Origin of the sequence: Arthrobacter psychrolactophilus (genome assembly GCF_003219795.1) — a bacterium.
Classification (GTDB): domain Bacteria; phylum Actinomycetota; class Actinomycetes; order Actinomycetales; family Micrococcaceae; genus Specibacter; species Specibacter psychrolactophilus.
This window is the reverse complement of sequence record NZ_QJVC01000022.1, coordinates 25,434-50,350: the sequence shown is the minus strand read 5'-3', so window position 1 is coordinate 50,350 and position 24,917 is coordinate 25,434. Positions and strand designations below refer to the sequence as shown.

Below are 24,917 nucleotides of genomic sequence, written 5' to 3'. Positions count from 1 at the left end.
ACGACGGCGCGCCCGGGTGAGGCGGCGAGGTGCTAGAGCTCACGCAAAAACGGCAACCATTCATCCAGCACGGGGCCCGCGGGAATGAGCGTGTTTCCGTGGTTGCGGCCCGGCAATTCCACGAAGCGGGCGTGCGGCATGAGCTCGGCCGCGAGCCGCGAGTCAGCCCAGCGCGCCCGATCCTCGGTGCCGGCCATGAGTAGGCTCGGCAACGTGATGGTGGCCAAATCGGCCTCGGTGACACCGGGTTCGGTCTCCGTCTGGGCGAAGTATGAGCGCAGCGCCACGGCGTTGTTAGCCAAGAAGGCGGCGCGGGTCTGGGCATCGAGCGGACGGGCCATGGCACCTTCCCAGCCCTCGACGAAGGCGGGCATGCCACCCGAGCCGAGAGCGGCGTCGTACTCGGGGAAGAAGAGCCGGCCAATACTGCCGGGCTGGATCCGGAAGGTGCCGCCCAGCGAGGTGAAGGAGAGCAGGCGTTCGGGGGCGGCCAGCGCGAGCGAGAAGCCCAGCCGCGCGCCCACCGAATATCCGCCGTAGTGCGCCTGCTGCACGCCAGCGGCATCGAGCACGGCGAGGACGTCGGACACAAGGGTCGGCATGACATAGTCTTCACGGGTGAGGGGCTTGCCGCTGCGACCGTGGCCGCGCAGATCCATCGTGATGATGCGGTAGCTCTCGCGCAGGGCCTTGGAGTAGCCAAAGCCGCGCCAAATGGCCTTGCTCAGGGCGCTACCATGCACGAGCAGCAGGGGCGTGCCCTCCCCGACCGAATCGTAGGCGAGCTCGACGCCGTCGTGCGGGTTCAGTGCAATGGCCATGATCTCTCAACTTCCCATAATTCCAGGACGCACTTAGTGGACAAAAAACCGGCAGATAGACTTTTCACCGTCCACTAAGTGCGTTCTCGATAAGTTTGACTACCGGGTGGCGCGGAACATCGCCACGGCGTCCCGCATGGTTTTGCGGGCTCGCTTACGGTCGCCGGAAGCGTCGTAGGCGCAGGAGAGCCGGAACCAGGAACGCCAGTCCTCCGGAGCAGCTTCCGCCTCGAGCTTGTACTTTTCAAACTCGGCGTCCGCGGCCTCCCGGAGGATCCGTCCTCCGGGGGTGCGCGGCAAATTATCCACGGGCAGGCCGCCCTCCGCCGCGAGGACGTTGGCCATCTTTTCCGTGCGGGCGCCAAAGAGGATCTCACTGATCATGGCCCACGCCGCCACGAACGGGATGACAAAATACGCCAGCCCCAGCAACTTGGCGACCCAATCGGCGTCACCCAGCAACAGCACGGCTCGCTGCATCATGACCACCATGTAAAACACCAACAACAGGACGATCAAGGCGACCCAGATCTTGGTTTTTGAAATCCGCTTGCTTGCTCCGTCGTTCTCCACGGTTTAGCCTTCCAAATCGAGGTAGCCGTCCAGGCCCACCGTAAGTCCGGGGCGGGTGCCCACGGTGCGCACGCCGAGCAAGACACCGGGCATGAAGGACTCGTGGTTGAAGGAGTCGTGACGGATGGTCAGCGCCTCGCCGTGACTGCCAAAGAGTACTTCTTGGTGGGCCACGAGGCCGGCAAGGCGAACGCTGTGGACGGGGATGCCGTCCACCGAGGCGCCGCGGGCGCCGTCGAGTTCTGTTTCGGTGGCGTCGGGGGAAGCCGGAACACCGGCGGCGGTGCGGGCCGCGGCGATCAACTGGGCCGTGCGCAGGGCGGTGCCCGAGGGAGCGTCGACCTTGCGCGGGTGGTGCAGCTCGACGATTTCCACGGAGTCGAAGTACCGGGCGGCCTGGGCGGCGAAGCGGGTCGCAAGCACGGAGCCAAGTGCGAAGTTGGGGGCGATCAAGACACCGGATTCGGGGTGCTGGGCCAGCAACTCCGAGAGTGTAGCGAGGCGCTCGGCGTCCCAGCCGGTGGTGCCGACCACGGCGTGAATGCCATGCTCTACGGCAAAGTGCACATTAGCCTCCGTGGAATCCGGAACCGTCAGATCCACCACGATCTGTGCCCCGTGTTCGCGCAACAGCTCCAGGGAATCGTTGCGGCCCAGCGCGGCCACGAGTTCCATATCCGGTGCCGCAGTAATTGCCGCAACCGCGGCCGATCCAATTCGTCCCTTGGCGCCAAGTACGGCCACCTTCAGCATTTCACTCATAGCTTTAAGCCTACTGGTTTTCCTTGCCCTCGAGATCCGGCACCGTCCCGGCGCCCACCCACTCGACGGATCCGTCGCTAAAGAACTGTTCCTTCCAGATGGGAACCTCGGCCTTGATGCGTTCCACGAGCGCCGAACACAGCTCAAAGGCCTCGGCCCGGTGTGAGGAGGCCACGGCGCACACGAGCGCGAGATCGCCGATCTCGAGGGAGCCCACGCGGTGGGCGACCCAGACCCGGACGGGGTGGCCACTGGGGTCCATCACCGCGGTGCCGTCATCCACGAGGGAGGCGACGACGTCGCGGAGCACTCGCGTGGCGAGGGGGTGCGCACTGTAGTTGAGCCGCGTGACTTGTTGGCCGCCGTCGTGGTTTCTCACGATCCCGCTAAAGGAGACCACGGCACCGGCGGTGTCCGATTCCACTGCGGCAATGGCAGCATCCACGGAGATGGGTTCGGAGCTCAGCCCGGCGTACACAACGTCGATATTAGTGCCCATGGTGGCCGCCTACTTGATCCAAAAGATGTTTGATGATGGGGTCCAGAACGGCCAGACCGTCCATGACCCCGGAGGGCGAGCCCGGCAAGTTCACGATGAGCGTCTGAGCGGCCAGACCCGCGTACCCTCGGCTCAGCGCCGCCATGGGGGTCTTACTCAGCCCTGCCGCGCGGATTGCCTCCATGATGCCGGGGATCTCCCGGTCCAGGAACGGCTGCGTCATTTCGGGAGTCTGGTCATCCGGACTCAGCCCCGTGCCACCACTGGTCAGTACGACGGCGGGATGTTGCGTCAGCACGGCCCGCAGCGCCGCCCCTACCGGTGCCCCGTCTGGCACCACGATGGGCTCGAGCGTCTCAAAGCCATGTTCGGTCAGCCAGTCGGAGATGACGGGTCCCGTGAGGTCTTGATAAACGCCCAAGGCCGCTCGGGTCGAGGCGATGATGACGGCTGCCTTACCGAGAGAGGCGCCGGGTTCGCAGGCGCTCATGCCGGTGTCCCTTCGGAGATGGCCCAGTCGCCACTTTTGCCGCCGCTCTTGGCCAGCACCTGGATCCCGGAGATCACGGCGTGCTTGTCGACGGCCTTAATCATGTCGTAGACGCTCAGTGCGGCCACCGAGACTGCCGTCAACGCCTCCATCTCAACGCCGGTCACGCCGCGGGTCTTGACGGTGGCCAGGATCGTGACGGCGGTGTCGCCCAGTTCAAAGTCCACCGTGACCTTGGAGATGGGCAAGGGGTGGCACAGCGGAATGAGGTCCGGGGTCTTTTTTGCTCCCATAATGCCGGCGATGCGTGCCACGGCGAGGGCGTCGCCCTTGGGCAGGCCGCCGGTGCCGAGGAGTTGCATGACGGCGGGTGTGGTGGTCACCGTGCCGGTGGCGGTTGCCTCGCGGGTCGTGACGGCTTTGTCGGAAACGTCCACCATGGCGGCCGTTCCGTCGTGGCGCAGATGGGTCAGGGCAGGTGTATCGGAAGTAGTCACAACAGTAATACTTCCACTTTTGCCCCGACCTGCAATTCCGTGACACCTGCCGGGACAGTGATGAGTGCATTGGCCTGGGCTAGGGCACCGAGCAAATGCGATTGTGGACCGCCCACCTCGCGCACGGACGCCGCGGATTCAAACTCGGGGCCGGAATAACTGCCGCGGCGAATCTGCAGCTTGCCTGCGGGAGAGCTCATGGCGTGTTCCAGCGTGGCCAGCACGCGGTGGCGCCGCACGGGAGCGCCGAGAAGCTCGGACAAGGCCGGGCGCAGGAACATCTCAAAGGAGACAAAGGCGCTCACCGGGTTGCCCGGGAAGCCGAGGAAGGGAACGCCGCGGTAGCTTCCGGCGGCCTGCGGCCCACCCGGTTGCATCGCGACATGGCCAAAGTCCATCTGGGCCGCCTCCCCCGCGACCGTCAGGGCTTGCTTCACCACCTCAAAGGCGCCGGCGCTGATGCCGCCCACGGAGATGATCACATCGCACGGGTGTTCTGTGGCTCCTAGGAAGTTGTCAAGGAATTGCAACAGCTCCTGCGGATCGTCCTTGGCCACGAGTGATGCCACAACCTCGGCACCGGCCGCCTCGAGGCTGGCGCGTAACAGGGAGTCGTTCGCGTCGAAGATCATCCCTTCCGGCAGACCCGCGGCGGCGGCGGGATCGCCCGGCGACAACACCTCATCGCCGGTGGTCAGCAGGAGCACCTGTAGTTTTCGCCGCACGGAGACCTCGGTCAGGCCAAGCGCTGCCGCAAGTCCTAAATGGGCGGCGTTCAGCAATGTGCCGGCAGGGATCACGAGCTCGCCACGGCGGACATCGCTCCCGCGCTCGCGCACGAAGGTGCCTGCCGTCGTGCGGGGCAATTCAACCTTCTCGCCAACCTCGGCAAAGTGCTCGGGAATGGCCTGTTCGATGGGAACCACGGCGTTCGCCCCGGACGGCAACATGGCGCCCGTCATGATGGGTGCGGCACTTCCCGGTTGCAGCGGCTCGGGAACAGCTCCTGCGGGGATCGTCGCAGCAACCCGGTAACTGGTTGATTGTGCGAAATCAACGTCTTCTGATTGTTCCGGCTCGACCCGGATGGCGTACCCGTCCATCTGCGAGTTCGCGAAGGGCGGCAGGTCCAGGGGCGCTCGCAGATCGGCGGCCAGCACCCGGTCTCGGGCTGCCATAAGTGGCAGGCTCATGGTCCCCTCGCCGTCCTGCGCGCTAGCAGTGATGGATCCGGGAAGTGCGGCCCACTGCGTACGCAATAACTGCGCAATGGCGCGCTGGTGTTCGGCAACTGTTCTTCGCATCTTGTCCTCCCGGCAGGGCAGCACGGCGCGCCCTCGTCTTCAAGTCTAGGTGAGTGGGCTGGGATGGAACGGGGCCGCGGTGGCGAGTTCCCGCCGTCGTTCTTCATATTCGGAGCCTGCGCGAGCTAAAGCTGCCTCCAGACAGCGCCGGAGCCGCCGAGATGGCGTAGCGTTATGGCATGAACAGTGAACGAGTGGCATTGGGCCTGCCAGAAGTGCGCCCGAGCTCCTCCGAGACTGCCACTACCCGCACAGGCGGTGACGAACGCGGCCTGCTGGATCAATTTGGTCGAGTTGCCAGTGATATGCGGCTGTCGTTGACGGATAAGTGCAATTTGCGCTGCAGCTACTGCATGCCCGAGGCGGGACTCGACTGGCTCAAGAAGGACAAACTACTCACGGCAGCGGAGATTATCCGGCTTGTGGGCCTCGGCGTAAACCGTTTGGGCGTGCGCGAATTGCGTCTGACCGGTGGCGAGCCGCTGGTGCGCGCGGACCTCGTGGAGATTATTGCCGGGCTGCGCAAGAACCACCCCGAGCTGCCGATTTCCCTCACGACCAACGGCGTGGGGCTCGCGAAGAAGGCCCAGGCACTGGCCGACGCCGGGCTGACGCGCCTGAACGTCTCCATGGACACGCTGCACCACGACGCCTTCCTGCAGCTGACGCGCCGGCCCTTCCTGGACCAGGTGCTCGCGGGCATTGAGGCGGCCGCCGCCGCGGGACTTAGGCCATTGAAGATCAACGCCGTGCTGTTGCGTGGTGTCAATGAGGGACACGCGGCTGAGCTTTTGCAGTGGAGTCTGGATCGTGGCTACGAGCTGCGTTTTATCGAGCAGATGCCGCTCGATGCCGACCACGGCTGGACCCGCGAGGGCATGATCACCGCGGCCGAGATCCGTGAGCTGCTGAGCCCCGACTTTGAGCTCTCCCCCGACCCGCGCGCCCGCGATGGGGCGCCCGCGGAACGCTTTGAGGTTCGCCATCACGGCTCGACGGCGCTCTTGGGCACGGTGGGCATCATCGCCTCCGTGACCGAACCGTTCTGCGCCGATTGTCGCCGCACCCGCATCACGGCCGAGGGTAAGGTCATGAGTTGCTTGTTCTCCCGCACCGAGGTGGACCTCTTGGCCCTGCTTCGAGCCGGTGATTCCCAGCAGGACGACGATGCCGTCACGGCCCGCTGGCAGGACGCCATGTGGGCGAAGCCCCGTGCCCACGGCATGGGCCATCCCGGTTTGGGAGACGCCGATTTTGTTCAGCCAGACCGCAGCATGAGTGCCATCGGAGGATGAGCGTGAACATACGATTCTTTGCCGCGGCAGCAGCCGCAACAGGTGTTGAGGAACAACAGCTGGACCTGGCTACTCTTGACTCGACGAAAGCCTTTACCCTGGCGGACCTTTCCGAGCTACTTGTGACGAGCTTTCCGGTCTCGGCCTCGGCACACACGCCGCCCTTGGCGCAGGTGCTCACGCGGTGCAGTTTCCTGATTAACGAGGTCTCCACGCGGGATCTGAGCGCGCCGCTGCGTGCCGGCGACGTGGTCGACGTCCTGCCGCCTTTCGCCGGCGGCTGACGCTTTAAACGACTTTTCGCCACAGCCCCCCATTAATGCCACAGGAAGACCGGTGGCATTAATGGGGGGCTGTGGCGAAAAGCGTGCTGACGTTTAGAGCTTCAGTCCGAAGGTTTCGGTCTCCTCGAAGGGTCCAACCACGGTCATGGTGCGCGGGGCGGCGGCTAGCTCGCGGGCTAGCTCCTGCACCTGCTCGGCCGTGACGGCGCGAATGCAGCCCAGGGTCTCATCGATGTCCATGAACTGACCGGAAACCAGCTCCGAACGACCCAGGCGAGACATGCGTGATCCGCTGTCTTCCATGCCGAGGACGATACCGCCGGAGAGTTGCCCCAGCGCCTTCTTCAGCTCGCCCTCGCTCACGCCGTCGGCGGCCAGCTTCTCCAGTTCCTCAACGAGCAGGCCGATGACCTGACCCACCTTTTGCGGAGAGCAGCCTGCATACATGCCGAAGTATCCGGCATCGGCGTAAGCAGAAGCAAAGGAGTACGTGGAGTACACGAGTCCACGCTTTTCACGGATTTCTTGGAAGAGGCGTGAGGACATGCCGCCACCAAGAATCGAGTTCAGCACACTCATGACGTAGCGTCGCGAATCCGTCGCGGTCAGGGACGGGCAGCCCACAATGATGTTGGCCTGCTCCACCTTACGGTTGACGACCTGTAATCCTGCGGTTCCCGTGATGACAGCGGCCGTGGAGCTGCGACGTGCAACAGGTGCCACGCCGTCGTCCAGGGACCAGCCAGCGGTACGCAAGGCGTTCAAGACGAGTTCGCACACAGCCTCATGCTCGAGCCCACCGGCGGCGGTGATGACAAGAGTCTCAGGGCGGTAATGCTTTTGGTAGTGCTCCCAGACGGACTCACGCGGCACAGCCTTAATGGCCTCCGGGGTTCCTCCGATGGGACGGCCCAGGGCGTGATCGCCCAGGACTGCTGCCACAAAATGTTCGTGGGCCACGTCGGTAGGGTCATCGCCATCCATGGCGATTTCTTCCAAAATGACGTCGCGTTCCTGCTCCAACTCGGCCGGATCTATCACGGCAGAGGTGACCATGTCGGCGATGACGTCAATGGCCATGGGCAGGTCGGTATCCAGCACGCGTGCGTAGTAGCAGGTGCTTTCCTTGGCCGTAGCCGCGTTGGATTCGCCACCCACCTCGTCAAAGGCAGAGGCGATTTCCAACGCGGTTCGACGCTTGGTTCCCTTGAACAACAGATGTTCCAGGAAATGGGTTGAGCCGTGTTGGCCCTCGGATTCATCCCGAGAGCCAACACCAACCCAGAACCCGATTGTCGCACTGCGCTGACCAGGCATGGACTCGGTGAGGACTCGCACTCCCCCGGGCAGGACCGAACGGTGCACGACGGCACCGCCGACCGTGCCAGATATCAACGTGGACTCTTCGGAAGCCAGGCCGTCAGCAGCGCTAATAAGCGGCAAAAGGGTAATCGCCATGAATTATTCAGCAGCGCTTTCGGCAGCTACTTCTTCAGCGGCGTTCTCTTCATCGGCAACAACCGGTGAGAGGGAGAGCTTGCCGCGGTCATCGATCTTGGTGATTTCCACCTGGATCTTCTGTCCGACGGAAACTACGTCATCAACGTTGTCCACGCGCTTGCCATTGGCCAGCTTGCGGAGCTCGGAGATGTGCAGCAGACCATCCTTGCCCGGTGTGAGCGAGATGAACGCACCGAACGTGGTGGTCTTGACAACTGTGCCCAGGTAACGCTCGCCAATTTCAGGAATCTGAGGGTTGGCGATGGCGTTGATCGCTGAACGAGCGGCGTCAGCTGACGGACCGTTCGTTGCACCGATGTAAACCGTGCCGTCATCTTCAATCGAGATGTCAGCTCCGGTGTCTTCCTGGATCTGGTTGATCATCTTGCCCTTGGGCCCAATGACCTCACCGATCTTATCCACGGGGATCTTGACCGCGATGACGCGAGGAGCGAACTCGGAGAGCTCGTCCGGAACGTCGATGGCGCTGGTCAGAACGCTGAGGATGTGCAAGCGAGCTTCGCGAGCCTGCTTCAGAGCGGCAGCCAAAACAGAGGCCGGGATGCCGTCGAGCTTGGTATCAAGCTGGATGGCAGTCACGAACTCGGCGGTACCGGCAACCTTGAAGTCCATGTCACCGAAAGCATCTTCGGCGCCGAGGATATCGGTCAGGGCAGCGTAGCGGGTCTGACCGTTGACCTGGTCGGAGACCAAGCCCATGGCGATACCGGCAACGGGTGCCTTCAACGGCACACCGGCGTTGAGCAGCGACAGGGTCGATGCACAGACGGAACCCATGGACGTTGAGCCGTTAGAGCTCAGTGCCTCGGATACCTGGCGGATGGCGTAGGGGAACTCTTCACGCGTCGGCAGAACCGGCACGATGGCGCGTTCAGCCAAGGCGCCGTGACCGATTTCGCGGCGCTTGGGCGAGCCCACGCGGCCGGTTTCACCGGTGGAGTACGGCGGGAAGTTGTAGTTGTGCATGTAGCGCTTGCGCGTTACCGGGCTCAGCGAGTCAATCTGCTGTTCCATCTTCAACATGTTCAAGGTGGTGACACCCAGGATCTGGGTCTCGCCACGTTCGAAGATTGCCGAACCGTGAACGCGAGGCAGAACCTCAACCTCGGCGGTGAGCTGGCGGATGTCCGTCAGGCCACGGCCGTCGATGCGAACCTGCTCGGTGAGGATGCGCTGGCGGATGACGTGCTTGGTGACGGAGCGGAAGGCTGCGGAGAGTTCCTTCTCGCGGCCTTCGAAGTCACCAGCCAGAGCGGCAATGGTCTCGTCCTTCAAAGCGTCGGAGGCGTTGTCGCGATCCTGCTTGTCAGCGATGGAGAACACGGCGGCGAGCTTGGTAGCTGCAGCCTTCTCAACGGCGTTGTACGCGTCATCCTGGTAATCCAGGAACAGCGGGAACGTGACGGTGGGCTTGGCGGCGCGAGCAGCCAGGTCAGCCTGAGCGTCGCACAGAGCCTTGATGAACGGCTTAGCCGCTTCCAGACCCTCTGAAACGATCTCTTCGGTCGGAGCCTGGTGGCCCTGTTCCTTGATGAGCTTCCAGGAGTTGTCGGTAGCTTCGGCTTCAACCATCATGATGGCTACATCGTCGCCGGCCACCTTACCGGCAACAACCATGTTGAACACGGCGTTTTCCAGTTCGGAGTGCTTCGGGAAGGCAACCCACTGGGGGCCCGCTCCGTCGTCGATCAAGGCAACGCGAACGCCACCGATGGGGCCGGAGAACGGCAGACCGGAGAGCTGCGTTGACATGGAGGAAGCGTTGATAGCTACCACGTCGTACAGCACGTCGGGGTTGATGGCCAGAACCGTAACAACGATCTGAACTTCGTTGCGCAGACCCTTGACGAATGCCGGGCGCAACGGGCGGTCCATCAAGCGGCAAGCCAAGATGGCTTCCGTTGAGGGGCGGCCTTCGCGGCGGAAGAAGCTGCCCGGGATGCGGCCGGCTGCATACATGCGCTCTTCCACATCGACGGTCAGCGGGAAGAAGTCGAAGCCTTCACGCGGCTGCTTGCCGGCCGAGGTGGCCGACAGCAAAACGGTGTCTTCGTCGATGTACACCATGGCGGCACCGGCGGCTTGCTGAGCAAGGCGACCGGTTTCGAAGCGGACAACGCGCTTGCCGTAGCGGCCGTTGTCAATGACAGCCTCTGAATACTGAATCTCGGGACCCTCCATATGAGAGTCACCTCCATTTCTCGGTAGATGTTCGTCTTTGAACCCCCGCCAAGGATCGGTGCCGCACATTCTTCCCAGGACACCACCGGATCGTGCTGTGGCTCTCTGTACAACATCCGGTCTTCGATCGAGGCCCACGGGCGGAGAAGGTCGTTTGACGAACCTTCGTCCCGGAGGCCACTACCGAGGACCGCGAATGCGTGAATGCGGCGGACTCGTCCTTGTATGGCAGGGATTGGTAATGCTGGTATGCCGCCCGCCGAAGCGGACGGCATACCGTTCACAATATAGCTTTCCTACACTGTGAAAGGCGGCCTTCCAAGCTCAAACGACACGAGGTGTCTGAGCGCAGGAAAGCCGCCTTGTCTCACATGACTAGCGACGCAGGCCGAGGCGCTCGATGAGCGTACGGTAGCGAGCGATGTCGGTGTCCTTCAAGTAGCCAAGCAGGCGACGACGGCGACCAACCAGGGCCATGAGGCCGCGGCGGGTGTGGTGGTCATGCTTGTGCATCTTGAGGTGCTCGGTCAGGTCAGAGATGCGTCGTGAGAGCATCGCTACCTGAACCTCGGGCGAACCGGTATCGCCTTCGCTCGTTGCGAAAGCCTGCATGATTTCTTGCTTTACAGCGGCGTCTAATGCCACAAGTAACTCCTATGATGTGCCGTGAACAAGATCCCACGCACTACTCAATTTCTTGAGCCCACGTAGATGAATCCAGCCACCACGGACTGCAGCCGGATTCCACCTTTGAGTTTAGTGCAGAAACGCCGCTTCTGTCGAAGCCGTGAGCTTGAACTCAGTGTGGCGTTCCACTCACCCGAGGATGGCGCGGGTATCGATCACGTCTTGGTGCATCTGTTCAATCAGCGCCTCGGGACCCGTGTAAGCGACCATGCCACGCAAACGTCGCACAAATTCGACCACGATGTGCTGGCCGTAGAGGTTAAAGTCCTCGACGGATTCCTCGGGGCGGTTGATGACATAGGCCTCGACCTGGCGGCTGACACCCACGAACGTGGGATTGGAGCCAACGGAGATCGCCGAGGGCCAGCGGTGTCCGGACTCGTCCGTCAACCAGCCGGCGTAGACACCGTCCTCGGGAATGATGCCGCACGCGTCGGGGGAAAGATTTGCCGTGGGGAATCCCAGCTCCCGGCCACGGGCTGCTCCGTGCACGACCTCGCCACTCATGGTGTGGGGGCGTCCCAGTACCTGGGCGGCCGTGTCGACATCGCCTTGGCGCAGGGCCTCGCGTACCCAAGTAGAGGACCAGCGGCGGTCATGACCTTCGTCATCGACAACCACGACGTCGAACCCTAGGTCCGCGCCGAGGCTCACCATGGTCGAGAAGTCACCTGAGTTGCCTTTTCCGAAGCGTGTGTCTCGGCCAATCACGACGGCGCAGGCGCTAAGCCCGTCAACAAAGACATTGCGGACGAACTCTTCGGCGGTTTGCGCGGCAAAGTCCAGCGTGTACGGCAGGACCAGGACGGCATCCAGCCCCAACTCGGCCATGGCGTTGAGCTTGTCCGCCAGGCCCATGATTTGCTCCGGGGCGGACTCGGGGCGGTGAACCTTGGCCGGATGTGGGTCAAAGGTCAGCGCGACCGAACGGGCACCACGCTTGGCTGCTTCGTCACGGACCTGCCCCAAGACTTCCTGGTGTCCGAGGTGCAGCCCGTCGAAGTTCCCCAGAGTGACCACGCACGGGCCAAAGCTCTCGGGAACTTCCTCCATGGAGTTCCAAATCTGCACTACTGTTCCTCGTTCACTTAGATGCTCGGCGCGAATGGCATGCGCCCGGTCTGTCGCTAGGTAATTCAAGACGCTTCCAAGATTACCTGTTAATGGCCGCCGGTCCGGTCCATGGTTCCTGTGGCGTTTGCGGGTCACCGGCGGCCAGCGTCAGCTGCCACAGATCCGCAGGTGTGCCGCGATCGTTGTAGCCGCCACGGAGGCAGCCGGAGAAACTAAATCCTAGTTTCCAGGCCAGTTTCCGGCTTCCCCAATTGGGCACCATGGCACCCCAGTGGATGAAGCTGAGATTCATGTGCGTGAAACCGTAGTCCAGCAGAAGGCGCGCAGCTTCCTCTGCGGCTCCCGTGCCTCGTGCCTCCGGTCCAATATTGATTCCCACGGCGGCAACGCCGGGGTGTTTAGACTGCAGATCGATCGTGCCCAGCAGCTCGTCCGTGTCGACCGAGGCCACAGCAAAGGTCAGGGTCTCCCCTGTTCTCCAGCCGTCCACCACGACCGTCTTAATGAAGTAGTCGGCATGCTCGGAGGAGTATTCCAGGGGCACGGTGGTCCAGCGAATAGCCGCCAGATCGCGGCAGTTCCTCACCAGCGCCGGCGCATCGGCGGGTGTCAGGGCGCGCAGGAGAACCTTCTCGCCGTGTAACACTGGCACCACCGGTGCTAGGTCTAGGGATTGTTCCCGAGCATGCCACCGGGCAGCGGTCTGGCTAAAAATCAACCCACCCGCGACCTCGTCAGCGACCCGCGCGAAGCCGGGGATGTGTGCCAGTTGTTGAAAGCCGCATCGTTGGGCAAGGGACATACTGCCGCGGTTTCCCTCCGTGCAGATCCAGTGCAGATAGCCCAGTCCGAGATTGCCAAAGGCGTAGCCGCATACGAGCTCGATGGCCCGCTGCGCGGCACCTGTCCCCCGACCCGAGGGCAGCATCTTGATGCCGACATGAGCCGAGCCGCCGGCAGCCGTTGACACGACGTCCTGCAAACTCAGGGTGCCAACAACCTGCGATGTTCCCGCAATGATTTCCGTGATGGCAAAGCGTAATCCTGTGCCGCTCTCCCAGCCGGCGGCGATGTGACCCTCGATGAAGCCTAGGGCCTGCGCGGCGTCCATGGTGGCCACAGAACCGGTCCACTGAATGTTCAGCGGGTCTCGGTGAATCGCGGCAAATGCCTCCGCGTCCCGTACCTGAAAGCGTCGCAGCGTCGTGACGCCGTCGCTGAGAACGGGGTTGCTCGCTAACTGATCGAGCGCACTCACTTCACTTCCCGGTGGCGGTAAAGCCAGATCAGGCCGATGATGGGCAGCAGGAGCGGAATGTAGCCGTAGCCCTGGCCGAACTTGCTCCAGACGCTGGCGTGCGCGAAGGCGGCCGGATCCGTCAGGCTCAAGATTCCAACCACCAAGACACCCACAAGTTCAATGCAGATGGCCACCGTGGCGATCTTGGCCCACTGTGCCCCGGGCTTTGCCAAGGAAATCGTGGCCAGTATGTACACCAGCGCGGCGAAGGCCGAGAGTGAGTAGGCCACGGGCGCCTCGTTAAACTTGGTGCCGATCTGGAGCAGCGCTCGGGCCGTCGCGGAGATCGCGAAGACTGCGTACACCGTGATCAGCAACCGCCCCGGACCGGAGGTGCGGCCCTTGGGAGTTTCCATAGGTGCTGTGGTGGGAGTGCTCATGATCCGAGTCCTAATCGCAGTGTTTCCAGTGCTGGTACGGCTTGCGCGGACAGGCCGGTGCCGTACCAAATTTGTGCCATTCGAGCCATCATGACCACGACCGTGATACCCACGGCGCCCATGACGTAGTTCGACCAATGCGTGCGTTCCATCATGGCCCAGTAGAATCCGGCCACGGGAAGCGCCGCCGCGGTGAAGATGTACCCCCAGAACTCCCACGGCTCACCCACCAGCGGGACCCCGTTCAGCAGCCGAACCAGCGAACCGATCGCGTAGGCGATAATGAAAAGTTCGACGGCGGCCAGGGCCAAAAGCGTGATGTCGTTAGGTTTCTTCTTCATCACTGCGGCAACGACACACACGAAGGTCGAGGCAATGCCGACAATAGCGCCGATGATGAACCAGGCGTCAAGAGTCACGACTCGGTCTCCTCGGCTACGGCTTGTGATTCGGCTTTAGCGGCCGAATCCGGAGGGAAAACCAGCACCGGCTTCGCGTACTTGCCGGCGTCGGCCAATAACGCCACGAGCGTTCCGTCGGGGGCAAACGCCGCCGCCGGGTCATCGGAGGTATGGCGCCCCTCGGGGCTGGCCGGAATGCGGCGCCCGAAGGACAGCTCGGTGGCTTCGGCAGCCGTCAGCTCGCGCACCGGCATGAGGGCGCGGGCGGCATCGGCGATATCAAGAATTTCCAGGTTCTCGGCGAGCTGCTCGAGCGTCCGGGCACGGTCCAGGGTGTACGGGCCTACGGCGCTGCGGCGCAGGGCCGTGAGGTGACCGCCTACGCCCAGATCGGCACCCAGGTCGCGGGCCAGGGCTCGGATGTAGGTTCCTGAGGAACAACGCACCGAGACGTCGATGTCAACATAACTCACGCCGTCGTCCGTCGGAAGCACATCAGCGGCGGGCTGGGACGTGACTCCGTGACGGATCTCCAGCACGTCGAAGGAGTGGATCGTGACCGGGCGGGCGGCCAACTTGACCTCTTCGCCTGAGCGCACGCGAGCATAGGCGCGTTCGCCGTTGACCTTGATGGCGCTGACACTGCTAGGCACCTGCGAGATCGGGCCGCGGAGCTTTGCAATTCCAGCCTCGATCGCCTCGTCGCTGACGCCGTCCGTGGGGGTGGTCGCGGTGACATCACCTTCGGCGTCGTCAGTGATGGTCGTGGCACCGAGGCGAATCGTCGCCTCATACGTCTTTGAGGTGCCCACAATGTACGTCAACAGGCGTGTGGCCTTATTGACGCCCACCACCAACACGCCAGTGGCCATGGGGTCCAAGGTGCCTGCATGCCCGACTTTTCGGGTCCCTGCAAGCCTTCGCATTCGGCCAACCACATCGTGGCTGGTCCATCCCTGCGGTTTATCTACAATTACCAGTCCAGAAAGCACGCTTTGAAGTATATCGGCATGGCGGCCCCCTGAGCCGCCGCGAAAATCTCCGCAGCCACTCTAGTGACACAACTCACCGATTTTTGTGTTCTTGACGGCCCCGGTTGGGCAGTCCTAGGCTGGGATCACTTGCGGCACCGTCCAGTGCACGGGCGCAGGGGTGACGGGTAGCGGACCCTGGGGGACGGATATCCGATTGGCCTGTATAGGCCGAACTACAGCGGATTCAGCCTTGTTCAATCCAGACGTAGATCCTAGTCCTGCCCGTCATCACCGGGCTCTCCCCCAAGGGAACATTATGAGGAACAAAATTGCAGCTATTGCTGCAGCGAGTGCAATTGCCATGATCATGAGTGCGGGCCCCGCCCTGGCCTATCCGAACGGCTCCGGTGGCACGCGAGGCCACGCATCCCACTCCACGCCCACTCCCGTCACGGAGGTCGCCTCCCAGCTCATCAGCCCCTTGAAGGTGGCTTTTGGCTCCAACGGCAACTTTCTCGTGGCTGAATCTTTCGCCGGTCAGTTGAACAGCTACTCGGCCCAGGGTGTCAAGACCACCCTGGTCAATGCGCCAGGGCAGGAAATCGCCGGCGTTTCGCACCTTGCTGGCACCACCTTTTACTTCAACAATGATCAGGGTGCGGGGCCCGAGCCCGGAGGCGAGCTACTTCCTGCCCGGCTCATGAGTCTGGATCAGCATGGCATCGCGCACCAGATCACCGATTTGAGCGTATTTGAGGCCGCTAATGACCCAGACGGCGCAACTGTCTACGGTGTGCGGGATGCCTCGCCCACGTGTCTGGCACAGGCCCCGTATCTACAGTCGACCGGCGAGCTGTTCTCCCATCCTTACTCTTCGGCGCCCGTCAAGGGTGGCGTCTATGTAGGCGATGCCGGAGCTAACACCCTCTTGTACGTGTCCACCAACGGAAATGTGAAGCTGGTCAAGGCATTGCCGGCCGAGGCCCTCACGATTGATGCCTCCGTTGTGGCTGTGGCTGCCGAGATGGGCATGACGATCCCCGAATGCATGATGGGGCTGACGTACTACGCACAAGCAGTTCCGACAGATATTGAAATCGACGGGCAGTGGCTGTACTACACGGTATTGCCCGGTGTTCCCGGGGAAGCTCTCGGGGTTGGCAAGGCGTACCGCATGAACGTTAACAGCGGCACGACGCAATTACTCGCCCAGGGTCTTGCCGCTCCAACAGGCATCGCCGTTGACAAGAGCAACAATGTCTACGTCTCTGCGCTCTTCGGTGATGGTGTCAGCGTCATCAAGAACGGCAAGGTCAGCACCGTGCTGCCGGCCGCCATGGTGTCCGACGTGGAGGTCGGCGGCGCCACGCTCGCGGCCCTCACCAATTCCCTCGCCGAGACAGGCGGCAGCCTCGTCACGACGGGGCTGCGTAACGGCCGCTAGGCACAGTCCGTTGCGAGATACTGCCTAGGGAACGACGGCGGGAGCCCACCTTTTCGAGAAAAGGTGGGCTCCCGCCGTCGGACTGGGAGTTACGCCTCTTCGGCGTCCTCTTCATCCTTCTTGTACGGATCAGCATCGCCGGCAAACTCGGCGTTGGCCGAGAGCTCGGCCAGCTTTGCGTCGCGATCCTTGGCAACCCGCAGAAGGGCCTCCAGGTTCGAGGCGTTTTCCGGGATCACATCGGCAATGAATTCCAGGGTCGGCGTGAGGCGAACCGTGATGTTCTTGCCAACCTCGGCACGAAGCACACCCTTGGCGCGCTCGAGGCCGATCGCAGCCTCGCTCTTAGCCGTGTCGTCACCAAAAACTGTGTAGTAGATGGTGGCGTGCTGGAGGTCGTTAGTGACGCGGGCGTCGGTGACGGTGATGCCTTCAACGCGAGGGTCCTTGACCCGGGAGCGAAGACCTTCGGCCACCACAACCTTGATACGCTGCGCCAGCTTGGACGCGCGGGCTGAATCAGCCATGATGAACTCCTTAAAAGTGGAAAGACTGTGGATGGTTCTGGGACCATCTTAGGGAATGCAAAGCCGGCCGGTCGCCCCTGCGGACGCCCGGCCGGCTTTGTTGGTAGGCCTAGGGCCTAGACGCGCGGCTTTTCGCGCATTTCGAACGTCTGGATGATGTCCTCAGGCTGCAGATCGTTGAACGATCCCAGGCCGATACCACACTCGAAGTCCGTACGAACTTCGGTTGCGTCATCCTTGAAGCGCTTGAGCGAGTCAACGGTGAGGTTGTCACCGATGATCTTGCCGGCGCGGAGAACACGAGCCTTGGTGTTACGGCGGATGGTTCCGGAGCGAACGATGGAACCGGCGATGTTGCCGAACTTGGAGGAACGGAATACTTCGCGGATTTCCGCGGTACCCAGTTCAGCTTCCTCGTACTCAGGCTTGAGCATGCCCTTAAGAGCCAGCTCGATGTCATCGATGGCGCCGTAGATGACCGAGTAGAAGCGCATGTCGACGCCTTCACGGTCAGCCAATTCGGCAACGCGCTCAGCAGGCTTGACGTTGAAGCCGATGATGATGGCGTTGTCAACGGTAGCCAGGTTGACGTCGTTCTGCGTGATAGCACCAACACCGCGGTGGATAACGCGCAGCTGGACGCCTTCGCCAACATCGATCTTGAGCAAGGAGTCTTCCAAGGCCTCAACGGCACCGGAGACGTCACCCTTGAGGATGAGGTTAAGGGTGTCAACCTTGCCGTCAGCAACGGCCTGGTCGAAGTCTTCCAGGCTGATGCGCTTACGACGCTTGGCAAGGGCTGCGTTACGGTCAGCTGCTTCACGCTTTTCAGCGATCTGGCGAGCCGTACGCTCGTCACCTGTCACGAAGAAGGTGTCACCTGCACGGGGAACGTTGGACAGACCCAAAACCTGGACCGGACGTGAAGGTCCGGCCTCGGTGATGACGTCACCGTTCTCATCGAACATGGCACGGACACGGCCGTGAGCCGTACCGGCAACGATCGTGTCACCGACATGCAAGGTACCGGACTGAACCAGAACAGTTGCCACGGAACCGCGACCCTTATCCAAGTTAGCTTCGATAGCAATACCGCGGGCGTCCTTGTTCGGGTTGGCGCGCATGTCCAGGGCAGCATCAGCGGTCAACAGCACAGCTTCGAGGAGTTCCTCGATGTTGATGCCGTTACGAGCTGAAACGTCGACGAACATGGTGTCGCCACCGTATTCTTCCGGAACGAGGCCGTATTCGGTCAGCTGGCCGCGGATCTTCTCCGGGTTAGCGCCTTCCTTATCGATCTTGTTCACGGCTACAACGATCGGCACACCGGCGGCCTGGGCGTGGTTAAGCGCCTCAACCGTCTGCGGCATGACGCCATCATCAGCGGCAACAACCAGAACGGCGATGTCGGTGACCTTGGCACCACGAGCACGCATAGCGGTGAACGCCTCGTGACCCGGTGTATCGATGAAGGTGATGCGACGATCATTACCTTCGTGCTCGTGCACGATCTGGTAAGCACCGATGTGCTGGGTGATGCCACCATGCTCGTCAGCGACAACATCCGACTTACGGATGGCGTCCAACAAGCGGGTCTTACCATGGTCAACGTGACCCATGACGGTGACAACCGGCGGGCGGAGCTCGAGGTCCTCGTCGCCTTCAGCTTCAAGCTCGGCTTCGAAGTCGATGTCGAAGCTGCTGAGCAGTTCGCGCTCTTCGTCTTCAGGCGAAACAACCTGGACCTTGTAGCCCAGCTCGGCACCCAAGAGTGCGAAGGTGTCTTCGTCCAAGGACTGCGTGGCGGTAGCCATTTCGCCCAAGTGGAAGAGCACGGTCACGAGTGCTGCGGGGTTTGCCTCGATCTTGTCGGCGAAGTCCGAGATGGACGCGCCACGACGCAAGCGGACAACGGTGGTGCCGTTGCCGCGGGGAACCGTTACGCCACCAAGTGAAGGAGCACTCATCTGCTCTAGCTCTTGGCGCTTGGCACGCTTCGACTTGCGCTGCTTGCCACGGCCTGCGCCGCCCTTACCGAAGGCACCCTGGGTACCACCGCGACCGCGGCCACCCTTGCCGAAGCCACCACCAGCGGGAGCTCCACCTGGAGCGCCACCGGGAGTTGCGCCGGGAGCACCCGGACGGCCACGGCCCGGAGCACCGGGACGGTCATTTCCACGACCGGGCGCAGCGGGGCGCTCGGTGCGGTTCGGCATCATGCCGGGAGTGGGACGGGGACCACCCGGGCGCGGAGCGCCAGCTGCGGGACGAGGTCCACCAGCACCGGGGGCACCTGCCGGACGCGGTGCGCCCGGACGGGGAGCACCAGCCGGGGGACGTGGTCCACCCGGGCGAGGTCCGCCGTTGCCAGCTTCAGGGTTACGTGCCGAACCCGGACGGGGCATGCCCTGTGCGGTAGCGAACGGGTTGTTACCCGGACGCGGCGCACCGGCGCCAGCCGGACGCGGAGCGCGGCTGTCGTTACGGGCCTCGTTGCGAGATTCGTTACGGCCTTCGTTGCGCTCGGGGCGGTTGCCTGAACGCGGCATGCCCTGTGAGGTGGCGAAGGGGTTGTTACCCGGACGCGGGGCGCCCGGTGTTGCCGACTTAGCAGCGGCAGCCTTGGGTGCAGCGGCAGCGGGAGCTGCTGCTGGAGCGGCCGGGGCCGCTCCAGCAGGCGCCGCCGGAGCGGCAGCAGCGGGTGCCGGAGCAGCCGGAGTTGCCTTGGCGCCGGGCTTTACAGCCGGCGCGGGAGCCTTCGGGCCAGGAACAACAGCACCCGGCGTGGCCGGTGCAGCGGTCTTGGTGGCAGCAGCTGCCTGGGGCTCAGCAGCCTTCGGAGCAGCCGGTGCGGCTGCTGCAGGCTTGGACTCAGCAGCCGAAGCTGCTGCGGGGAATGCGTCGCGAAGTTTCTTCACAACGGGGGCCTCAATAGTTGATGATGCTGAACGAACGAATTCGCCCAACTCCTGCAGCTTACTTACTGCTTCTTTTGAGGTGATGCCGAGCTCTTTTGCAAGCTCGTGTACGCGGGCCTTGGCCACATTACTCCTGTCTCGGCCCGCACCGGACAGGTACGAACCGTTTAATTCTTACTGCACCGTTCCACGTTGGAATGGGCGGTATGAGAGAGCACAAAGATGCTCATTTTTGGGCACTCATCGCTGGGTACTCATCGGGTTTCCATCGGTTTTCTGACCCGCTTTCACAAAAGGGACAATTAGGTTCGTATGGCGTGGTCTGCCAAGTGCGGCAGACCGTTTTGTGCAAATGCTTCAACGTCTCCAACATTGGTGACCCCCGGAAGGGCCCGGCCAATGGCGCGGCGTTTGATCGCGAGCGTCCAACACTCCGCGATGGGGTGGAGCCAAGCTCCACGACCAGGGCGAGAACGTCGAACATCAACTAATGCCACCGTTTCACCGGAGCTGTTAGTTGATCTCACGATCCGAACTAGTTGATTCCGTGCCCCACTTTTCCTGCACCCAATACATGTCCGAACAGCTTCGCTGGCTTCGATTGAATTGCCCTGCGCGTCTACTGACTGCGCTGCAACTTCTCTCTTCGCCAACTGTGCATGCCTTCTAGGTATTGAGGGTGTCAGGGCAGTTTCGGGCCCGGTTCTTCTTATTCTACCGCGCGGCGCGACCGCAGACCTAAACCGCCGCGGCGTCGGAGACGATGTCGATGCGCCATCCGGTGAGCTTGGCGGCCAAGCGGGCGTTCTGACCTTCCTTACCGATGGCCAACGACAGCTGATAATCCGGAACTACCACGCGGGCTGAGCGCAAAGCCTCATCCAGGATGGTGACAGAAATCACCTTCGAGGGAGAGAGGGAGTTCGCGATGAATGTGGCCGGATCCTCATGAAAATCAACGATGTCGATCTTTTCGTCGTTGAGTTCGGTCATGACTGCGCGAACGCGTGAACCCATCTCGCCGATGCAGGAACCCTTGGCATTGACGCCAGCCTTGTTCGCCTGAACAGCCATCTTGGTGCGGTGACCGGCTTCACGAGCCAAGGAAACGATCTCGACGGTGCCGTCGGCGATCTCAGGAACTTCCATTTCGAAGAGCTTCCGAACGAGTCCCGGGTGTGAACGTGACAAGGTGATGGCCGGGCCCTTGGTGCCGCGGTGGACGTCCACAACGAAGGTGCGGATGCGGTTGCCGTGGCGGTAGTCTTCGCCGGGAACCTGCTCGTTGGGAGGCAAAACGCCTTCAACGGCACCCAGGTCAACCTGGATCATGTTGCGGTTGGTGCCCTGCTGGATCTGGCCGGCAACAAGCTCGCCTTCCTTGCCGCGGAATTCGCCAACAACAGCGTCGTCCTCGGCGTCGCGAAGGCGCTGCAGGATGATCTGGCGGGCGGTGCTGGCGGCGATGCGACCGAAGCCCTTCGGGGTGTCGTCGAATTCGCCGATGGCGTTTCCGTCGTCGTCGAGCTCGGCAGCGAAAATGGTGACGTGGCCGCTCTTGCGATCGAGTTCCGCACGAGCCATATCGTGGGCGGTGGCTGACTTATGGTAGGCCATCAGCAGTGCCTGCTCAATGGTCGGGATCAGCACATCCAGGGGAATTTCCCGTTGGCGCTCCAGTTCGCGAAGCGCGCTCATATCAATATCCATGCTCAGTTTCCCTCTCCATCGACTGCGTTGCCGCTCGTCGGTTCAAATTCCAAATCGAGCTCAGCCTCATCGAGACGAGCAAATTCCAGTTCAACAACACCACGGCGAATGACCGTAAACAAGATTTTTTCGGGTTCGCCCTGCTTGGCTTTCATGCCCTTCTTGACCGCAAGTTCCGGACGGAACAGCACGCCGTCGTCCTCCACTGCCAAAATTCGGCCCATGAAGTTCTCCCGATCCGAAGCGTTGACCTTGGCCATGCGACCCAAAGCACGGCGCCAGTGGCGGGGTTCTGTCAGGGGACGCGTTGCACCAGGTGAGGAGATCTCCAGATCATAGGCGCTGCCGTCATCGTTAGGATCGGTGTCCATGGCGTCGGAGAGTTCTCGCGAAATCGATGAGATCGCATCGAGGCCTACGCCTCCCGCCTCATCTTCAGGCAAATCAACAATGATGGAAACAGTGCGGTGAGCTCCTGCGAAGTGCACCTTGACGTCTTCGAGGAACAGATTCGCGGCTTCAACCGTAGGGGCAAGGAATGAATGTAGTCTCTGCGCTTCAGCAATGGCATCCGATGCTGAGGGCGTAGTCCCTGAGCGTGCGGCCATTTTGGACCTGTCTGGCTTCGTCATAAAACGCACGCCTCCCTATTGATGTTGTTGTAGTTATATAGACTACCGAGTTTCCGGCTCTTGCGCTTTACTCAAAGAGTGTGACTATGGACGCACTCTTTTTCGAATTCGTTCCTAGCCTTTTCAAAGTGTGCTCCGACGAGGGCACTCATGAGATGATCAACAGTTGTGAGCAATCCACATTCTCAGGCCGAGCCGAACGCTTCCCTTCCCGCCAAGGCCACGCTGCCGACCACCCCTTCGGGGAAGAGCCCTCGTAAAGGTCCGCGCCGCGCCACGGCGCCCGCCGGCGCCCCCTCGAAGGCTGCCAGCATCACGCCGCCGCTCCTCGTAGTTGGCGCCGATGGCATGGTTATCCCCGCCTCGCCTGAGAGCGGTGTGTCACCGTCGTCAACCGACGACGCCGGACACTCCCCCAATGCGGCTCCCCGACCTCCCCATGAGGGTGCGACCCCAGACAAGTCGGCTGTCGACGGAGACGACGCTCCGGACGCGTCCACCGGCGAAACAGTAACTGCTGATGAGGCTGTGGCCGCAAGCGACGCCGAGACGGAAGAAGCGGACGCAACTCACGCAGCGGACGAATCGGCCCCCGTTTCTAGCGAGAACGAAGAACCTGCCTCAGACAACAGCGGCAAGGACGCCCCGACGGAGCCTTCCGAGGGCGCCGACAATGAAGCGACGGATAATGGTGCATCCACGCCTGCCGCGTCCACCGGCGAAACTATAACTGCTGATGAGGCTGTGGCCGCAAGCGACGCCGAGACGGAAGAAGCGGACGCAACTGACGCAGTGGACGAAGCGGCCCCCGTTTCTAGCGAAAACGAAGAACCTGCCTCAGACAACAGCAGCAAGGACACCCCGACGGAGCCTTCCGAGGTTGCCGATATTGAGGCGACAGATGATGGCGCATCCACGCCTGATGACGCCTCGGGCGACGCCGAACCTTCTCCAGAACAGTCCTCCATCGAGGACGCCGACAAAGCTTCCCCGGATGCAGCAGAAGATCCAGCGCCCGCTGCCGCAGTCAGTGAAACGGCGCCGGAATCAAGTACCTCTGATACGAACGAAGCGCCGCCTTCCGACGACAAGAGTGACGACGCTCCAGTTGTGCCGGCAGACGGAGAAGATCCCGACGATTCAGCAGATTCTGAGAGCACCTCACATGATACCGAAGCCTCGAAGGAAGCGGCTTCCACCAAGCTCGAGAATGAAGAGGCTCCCACCGAGCCCGCCAGCGTTGCGGACTCTGAAGCCACCGAGCTGGCTGAAAAGTCCGACACCGCAGCAACGGATGAGTCAGCGGATACCGCTGATGAGGTTGACTCTGAACCGGCCCCGATGTCGCGCCGCGAACGACGCATGGCAGAGCAGAAGCTGGGCTCTGAAGCTGGTCCGGCCGATGTGCTGGCCGCGACTCGCACAACGGACGCCGTCAAGGAAGCCGCAACAGCTCCCCTCAGTGACGCCTCATCGGCGAGGTCAAAAGTTGATCCGCACAATGGTTCAGAAGAGAAGAAGCGAAAGCGCCCCTTCTCCTTCTTGAAGGGCTTCTTCTTCATGGTGGTCATTGCCGCCGTCGTGGTGGGCACCGGAACAGTACTCTCCGGCAAGGACGATCCCACGCTCAAACAATCACAAACCGAGCTGAATCGTCAGGCGGCCTGGGAACGCACGAGCTCCTTGGCCACCCAGGGGGCAGCACTGGCCACGTCAGCCACGGCTCCCAAGGTCCTGGAAGCGCTGGATCATATCACCACCGATCTTTCGGCGCAGGCTCTCGCTCTCGGGGATGGTCTCCCCCACGAGGAGTCCGCCAGCAACAGCCCAACGAGCAGTGCGCCCGCGACCCTGAGCGACTTCGTTGTGGCACTCAACGCCAGCGGTGGTGAGCTCCTCAGTAGCGCCTTAACAGCTGACCAAGCCATGGGACGAGTCTTTGCCGCTGCCGGGACAAGCCAGCTCCTGCAGGCGCAAAACCTCAGCACAGCGGCCGGCTCGACGTCACCGAGCTCGGCATTCCTCCCTGTCCGCGTCGACTTCGCCGCCCCCAAGGGGCCCGAATGCAAATCGGTCCTAGAGCCTCGCCCCGGGGTCACGATTGATTCAGCACTGCGCGCAGCGGCTTTGGGCGAACAGGAGGCTGTCTACGCCTACCAGGTCGCCACAACCCGCCTATCCGAGCCGCAGTTCAGCACCTCGGCGGGCCTCCTCGCCCGTCATCAAACCAAGCTCAAGGTGCTCAATGAAGAGCTGAAAGTCCGCTGCTTGCCTCAGACAGAAGCCACCGCTGGCTACGCCCTCGACGCCCAATTCACGACCGCCCCTGCTCCAGCTCTGGCCGCGTTGGAAGCGGATCTGACGCGCCTGTACGCCGACCTTGCAGCGCTCAGTTCCGCTCCCGCCGTTGAAACAACTGACGCGCCCGCACCCCCAGCAGTTGCCGAGGGGAAGTCATCGGCCAACCCGACCGAGCTGCGTAAAATCTCCGTCTCCTGGCTCCTCGACTCAGCATCCACCGAAGTGCTTTGGGGCGGCTCGATCAGCGCCCTGTCAGGCCTGCCCACCTCCTGATTCGCAGGCGGAGAACTCAGGAAAGCCAAACCTTCGCGAGGACATCCTTTCCTTGGTAGCGGCGCAAAC

General features: G+C 62.3%; 24 protein-coding genes. 4 read left to right on the top strand and 20 right to left on the bottom strand.

The window, feature by feature from the left end:
- Positions 1 to 32: 32 nt before the first annotated feature.
- The 7 genes from CVS30_RS15585 to CVS30_RS15555 form a co-directional block, all read right to left on the bottom strand.
- Positions 33 to 821, bottom strand: coding sequence for an alpha/beta fold hydrolase (locus CVS30_RS15585; RefSeq protein ID WP_110486477.1), 789 nt, complete (start codon positions 819 to 821; stop codon positions 33 to 35).
- Between the two features lie 99 nt (positions 822 to 920).
- Entirely contained in the window at positions 921 to 1,313 is a 393-nt protein-coding gene (locus CVS30_RS15580; RefSeq protein WP_370801143.1) for a hypothetical protein, read from the bottom strand.
- 84 nt (positions 1,314 to 1,397) lie between these two features.
- Positions 1,398 to 2,156 carry a 4-hydroxy-tetrahydrodipicolinate reductase gene (dapB, locus tag CVS30_RS15575; RefSeq protein ID WP_110486475.1) on the bottom strand — a complete coding sequence of 253 codons (759 nt, stop codon included), beginning with the start codon at positions 2,154 to 2,156 and terminating at the stop codon, positions 1,398 to 1,400.
- A gap of 10 nt (positions 2,157 to 2,166) precedes the next feature.
- Complete coding sequence (locus tag CVS30_RS15570) at positions 2,167 to 2,655, bottom strand: molybdenum cofactor biosynthesis protein MoaE (RefSeq protein ID WP_110486474.1); 489 nt, start codon at positions 2,653 to 2,655, stop codon at positions 2,167 to 2,169.
- Positions 2,645 to 3,145 carry a MogA/MoaB family molybdenum cofactor biosynthesis protein gene (locus CVS30_RS15565; RefSeq protein ID WP_110486473.1) on the bottom strand — a complete coding sequence of 167 codons (501 nt, stop codon included), beginning with the start codon at positions 3,143 to 3,145 and terminating at the stop codon, positions 2,645 to 2,647. Before CVS30_RS15565 ends, CVS30_RS15570 begins: the two co-directional genes overlap by 11 nt.
- A complete protein-coding gene (gene moaC, locus CVS30_RS15560; protein WP_220033936.1) occupies positions 3,142 to 3,585 on the bottom strand; it encodes a cyclic pyranopterin monophosphate synthase MoaC in 444 nt (147 codons plus the stop codon). The genes CVS30_RS15565 and moaC overlap by 4 nt, the downstream gene beginning before the upstream one ends.
- A 53-nt stretch (positions 3,586 to 3,638) precedes the next feature.
- Positions 3,639 to 4,946 carry a molybdopterin molybdotransferase MoeA gene (locus CVS30_RS15555; protein WP_110486471.1) on the bottom strand — a complete coding sequence of 436 codons (1,308 nt, stop codon included), beginning with the start codon at positions 4,944 to 4,946 and terminating at the stop codon, positions 3,639 to 3,641.
- A 179-nt stretch (positions 4,947 to 5,125) separates the two neighbouring features.
- Between CVS30_RS15555 and moaA the strand changes: the two genes are divergently transcribed.
- Both moaA and CVS30_RS15545 read left to right on the top strand, forming a co-directional pair.
- Positions 5,126 to 6,241 (top strand): GTP 3',8-cyclase MoaA, encoded by a 1,116-nt coding sequence (moaA, locus tag CVS30_RS15550; RefSeq protein ID WP_110486470.1) that lies wholly within the window; start codon positions 5,126 to 5,128, stop codon positions 6,239 to 6,241.
- A gap of 2 nt (positions 6,242 to 6,243) precedes the next feature.
- Entirely contained in the window at positions 6,244 to 6,525 is a 282-nt protein-coding gene (locus tag CVS30_RS15545) for a MoaD/ThiS family protein (RefSeq protein WP_110486495.1), read from the top strand.
- 93 nt (positions 6,526 to 6,618) lie between these two features.
- On the opposite strand, the gene CVS30_RS15540 is transcribed toward CVS30_RS15545, so the two are convergent.
- From CVS30_RS15540 to truB, 8 genes are all read right to left on the bottom strand, one after another.
- A complete protein-coding gene (locus tag CVS30_RS15540; RefSeq protein ID WP_110486469.1) occupies positions 6,619 to 7,983 on the bottom strand; it encodes a M16 family metallopeptidase in 1,365 nt (454 codons plus the stop codon).
- Positions 7,984 to 7,986: 3 nt separating this feature from the next.
- Positions 7,987 to 10,227: a polyribonucleotide nucleotidyltransferase gene (locus CVS30_RS15535; RefSeq protein WP_110486468.1), complete on the bottom strand. Its 2,241-nt coding sequence runs from the start codon at positions 10,225 to 10,227 to the stop codon at positions 7,987 to 7,989.
- A gap of 375 nt (positions 10,228 to 10,602) precedes the next feature.
- Positions 10,603 to 10,872, bottom strand: coding sequence for a 30S ribosomal protein S15 (gene rpsO / locus CVS30_RS15530; protein WP_110486467.1), 270 nt, complete (start codon positions 10,870 to 10,872; stop codon positions 10,603 to 10,605).
- A gap of 171 nt (positions 10,873 to 11,043) precedes the next feature.
- Positions 11,044 to 11,985 (bottom strand): bifunctional riboflavin kinase/FAD synthetase, encoded by a 942-nt coding sequence (locus CVS30_RS15525; RefSeq protein ID WP_281268087.1) that lies wholly within the window; start codon positions 11,983 to 11,985, stop codon positions 11,044 to 11,046.
- Between the two features lie 82 nt (positions 11,986 to 12,067).
- Positions 12,068 to 13,246, bottom strand: coding sequence for a GNAT family N-acetyltransferase (locus CVS30_RS15520; protein ID WP_110486466.1), 1,179 nt, complete (start codon positions 13,244 to 13,246; stop codon positions 12,068 to 12,070).
- Positions 13,243 to 13,668 (bottom strand): hypothetical protein, encoded by a 426-nt coding sequence (locus CVS30_RS15515; protein WP_110486465.1) that lies wholly within the window; start codon positions 13,666 to 13,668, stop codon positions 13,243 to 13,245. Before CVS30_RS15515 ends, CVS30_RS15520 begins: the two co-directional genes overlap by 4 nt.
- Entirely contained in the window at positions 13,665 to 14,087 is a 423-nt protein-coding gene (locus CVS30_RS15510; protein WP_245934638.1) for a hypothetical protein, read from the bottom strand. Before CVS30_RS15510 ends, CVS30_RS15515 begins: the two co-directional genes overlap by 4 nt.
- Positions 14,084 to 15,061: a tRNA pseudouridine(55) synthase TruB gene (truB, locus tag CVS30_RS15505; RefSeq protein WP_110486464.1), complete on the bottom strand. Its 978-nt coding sequence runs from the start codon at positions 15,059 to 15,061 to the stop codon at positions 14,084 to 14,086. Before truB ends, CVS30_RS15510 begins: the two co-directional genes overlap by 4 nt.
- Before the next feature lie 298 nt (positions 15,062 to 15,359).
- Between truB and CVS30_RS15500 the strand changes: the two genes are divergently transcribed.
- A complete protein-coding gene (locus tag CVS30_RS15500; RefSeq protein WP_110486463.1) occupies positions 15,360 to 16,487 on the top strand; it encodes a ScyD/ScyE family protein in 1,128 nt (375 codons plus the stop codon).
- 89 nt (positions 16,488 to 16,576) lie between these two features.
- On the opposite strand, the gene rbfA is transcribed toward CVS30_RS15500, so the two are convergent.
- The 5 genes from rbfA to rimP form a co-directional block, all read right to left on the bottom strand.
- Positions 16,577 to 17,014 carry a 30S ribosome-binding factor RbfA gene (gene rbfA / locus CVS30_RS15495; protein WP_110486462.1) on the bottom strand — a complete coding sequence of 146 codons (438 nt, stop codon included), beginning with the start codon at positions 17,012 to 17,014 and terminating at the stop codon, positions 16,577 to 16,579.
- Between the two features lie 116 nt (positions 17,015 to 17,130).
- Positions 17,131 to 20,058, bottom strand: coding sequence for a translation initiation factor IF-2 (gene infB / locus CVS30_RS15490; RefSeq protein WP_110486461.1), 2,928 nt, complete (start codon positions 20,056 to 20,058; stop codon positions 17,131 to 17,133).
- 176 nt (positions 20,059 to 20,234) lie between these two features.
- The gene (locus CVS30_RS18595) at positions 20,235 to 20,585 is read right to left on the bottom strand and encodes a YlxR family protein (RefSeq protein WP_110486460.1); all 351 of its coding nucleotides are present in this window, start codon (positions 20,583 to 20,585) and stop codon (positions 20,235 to 20,237) included.
- 85 nt (positions 20,586 to 20,670) lie between these two features.
- Positions 20,671 to 21,642: a transcription termination factor NusA gene (gene nusA, locus CVS30_RS15480; protein WP_110486459.1), complete on the bottom strand. Its 972-nt coding sequence runs from the start codon at positions 21,640 to 21,642 to the stop codon at positions 20,671 to 20,673.
- A 2-nt stretch (positions 21,643 to 21,644) separates the two neighbouring features.
- On the bottom strand, positions 21,645 to 22,274 hold the full coding sequence (rimP, locus tag CVS30_RS15475; protein WP_110486458.1) for a ribosome maturation factor RimP: 630 nt from the start codon (positions 22,272 to 22,274) through the stop codon (positions 21,645 to 21,647).
- 168 nt (positions 22,275 to 22,442) lie between these two features.
- On the opposite strand from rimP, the gene CVS30_RS15470 reads away from it, so the two are divergent.
- Complete coding sequence (locus CVS30_RS15470) at positions 22,443 to 24,848, top strand: DUF4439 domain-containing protein (protein ID WP_110486457.1); 2,406 nt, start codon at positions 22,443 to 22,445, stop codon at positions 24,846 to 24,848.
- Positions 24,849 to 24,917: the final 69 nt, after the last annotated feature.

Bases quoted from the DNA above. Each gene is read 5' to 3' on its own strand.
- CVS30_RS15585 (WP_110486477.1), bottom strand. From the start codon at position 821: ATGGCCATTGCACTGAACCCGCACGACGGCGTCGAGCTCGCCTACGAT.
- CVS30_RS15580 (WP_370801143.1), bottom strand. From the start codon at position 1,313: ATGGTGGTCATGATGCAGCGAGCCGTGCTGTTGCTGGGTGACGCCGAT.
- dapB (WP_110486475.1), bottom strand. From the start codon at position 2,156: ATGAGTGAAATGCTGAAGGTGGCCGTACTTGGCGCCAAGGGACGAATT.
- CVS30_RS15570 (WP_110486474.1), bottom strand. From the start codon at position 2,655: ATGGGCACTAATATCGACGTTGTGTACGCCGGGCTGAGCTCCGAACCC.
- CVS30_RS15565 (WP_110486473.1), bottom strand. From the start codon at position 3,145: ATGAGCGCCTGCGAACCCGGCGCCTCTCTCGGTAAGGCAGCCGTCATC.
- moaC (WP_220033936.1), bottom strand. From the start codon at position 3,585: ATGGTGGACGTTTCCGACAAAGCCGTCACGACCCGCGAGGCAACCGCC.
- CVS30_RS15555 (WP_110486471.1), bottom strand. From the start codon at position 4,946: ATGCGAAGAACAGTTGCCGAACACCAGCGCGCCATTGCGCAGTTATTG.
- moaA (WP_110486470.1), top strand. From the start codon at position 5,126: ATGAACAGTGAACGAGTGGCATTGGGCCTGCCAGAAGTGCGCCCGAGC.
- CVS30_RS15540 (WP_110486469.1), bottom strand. From the start codon at position 7,983: ATGGCGATTACCCTTTTGCCGCTTATTAGCGCTGCTGACGGCCTGGCT.
- CVS30_RS15535 (WP_110486468.1), bottom strand. From the start codon at position 10,227: ATGGAGGGTCCCGAGATTCAGTATTCAGAGGCTGTCATTGACAACGGC.
- CVS30_RS15515 (WP_110486465.1), bottom strand. From the start codon at position 13,668: ATGAGCACTCCCACCACAGCACCTATGGAAACTCCCAAGGGCCGCACC.
- CVS30_RS15500 (WP_110486463.1), top strand. From the start codon at position 15,360: ATGAGGAACAAAATTGCAGCTATTGCTGCAGCGAGTGCAATTGCCATG.
- rbfA (WP_110486462.1), bottom strand. From the start codon at position 17,014: ATGGCTGATTCAGCCCGCGCGTCCAAGCTGGCGCAGCGTATCAAGGTT.
- nusA (WP_110486459.1), bottom strand. From the start codon at position 21,642: ATGGATATTGATATGAGCGCGCTTCGCGAACTGGAGCGCCAACGGGAA.
- rimP (WP_110486458.1), bottom strand. From the start codon at position 22,274: ATGACGAAGCCAGACAGGTCCAAAATGGCCGCACGCTCAGGGACTACG.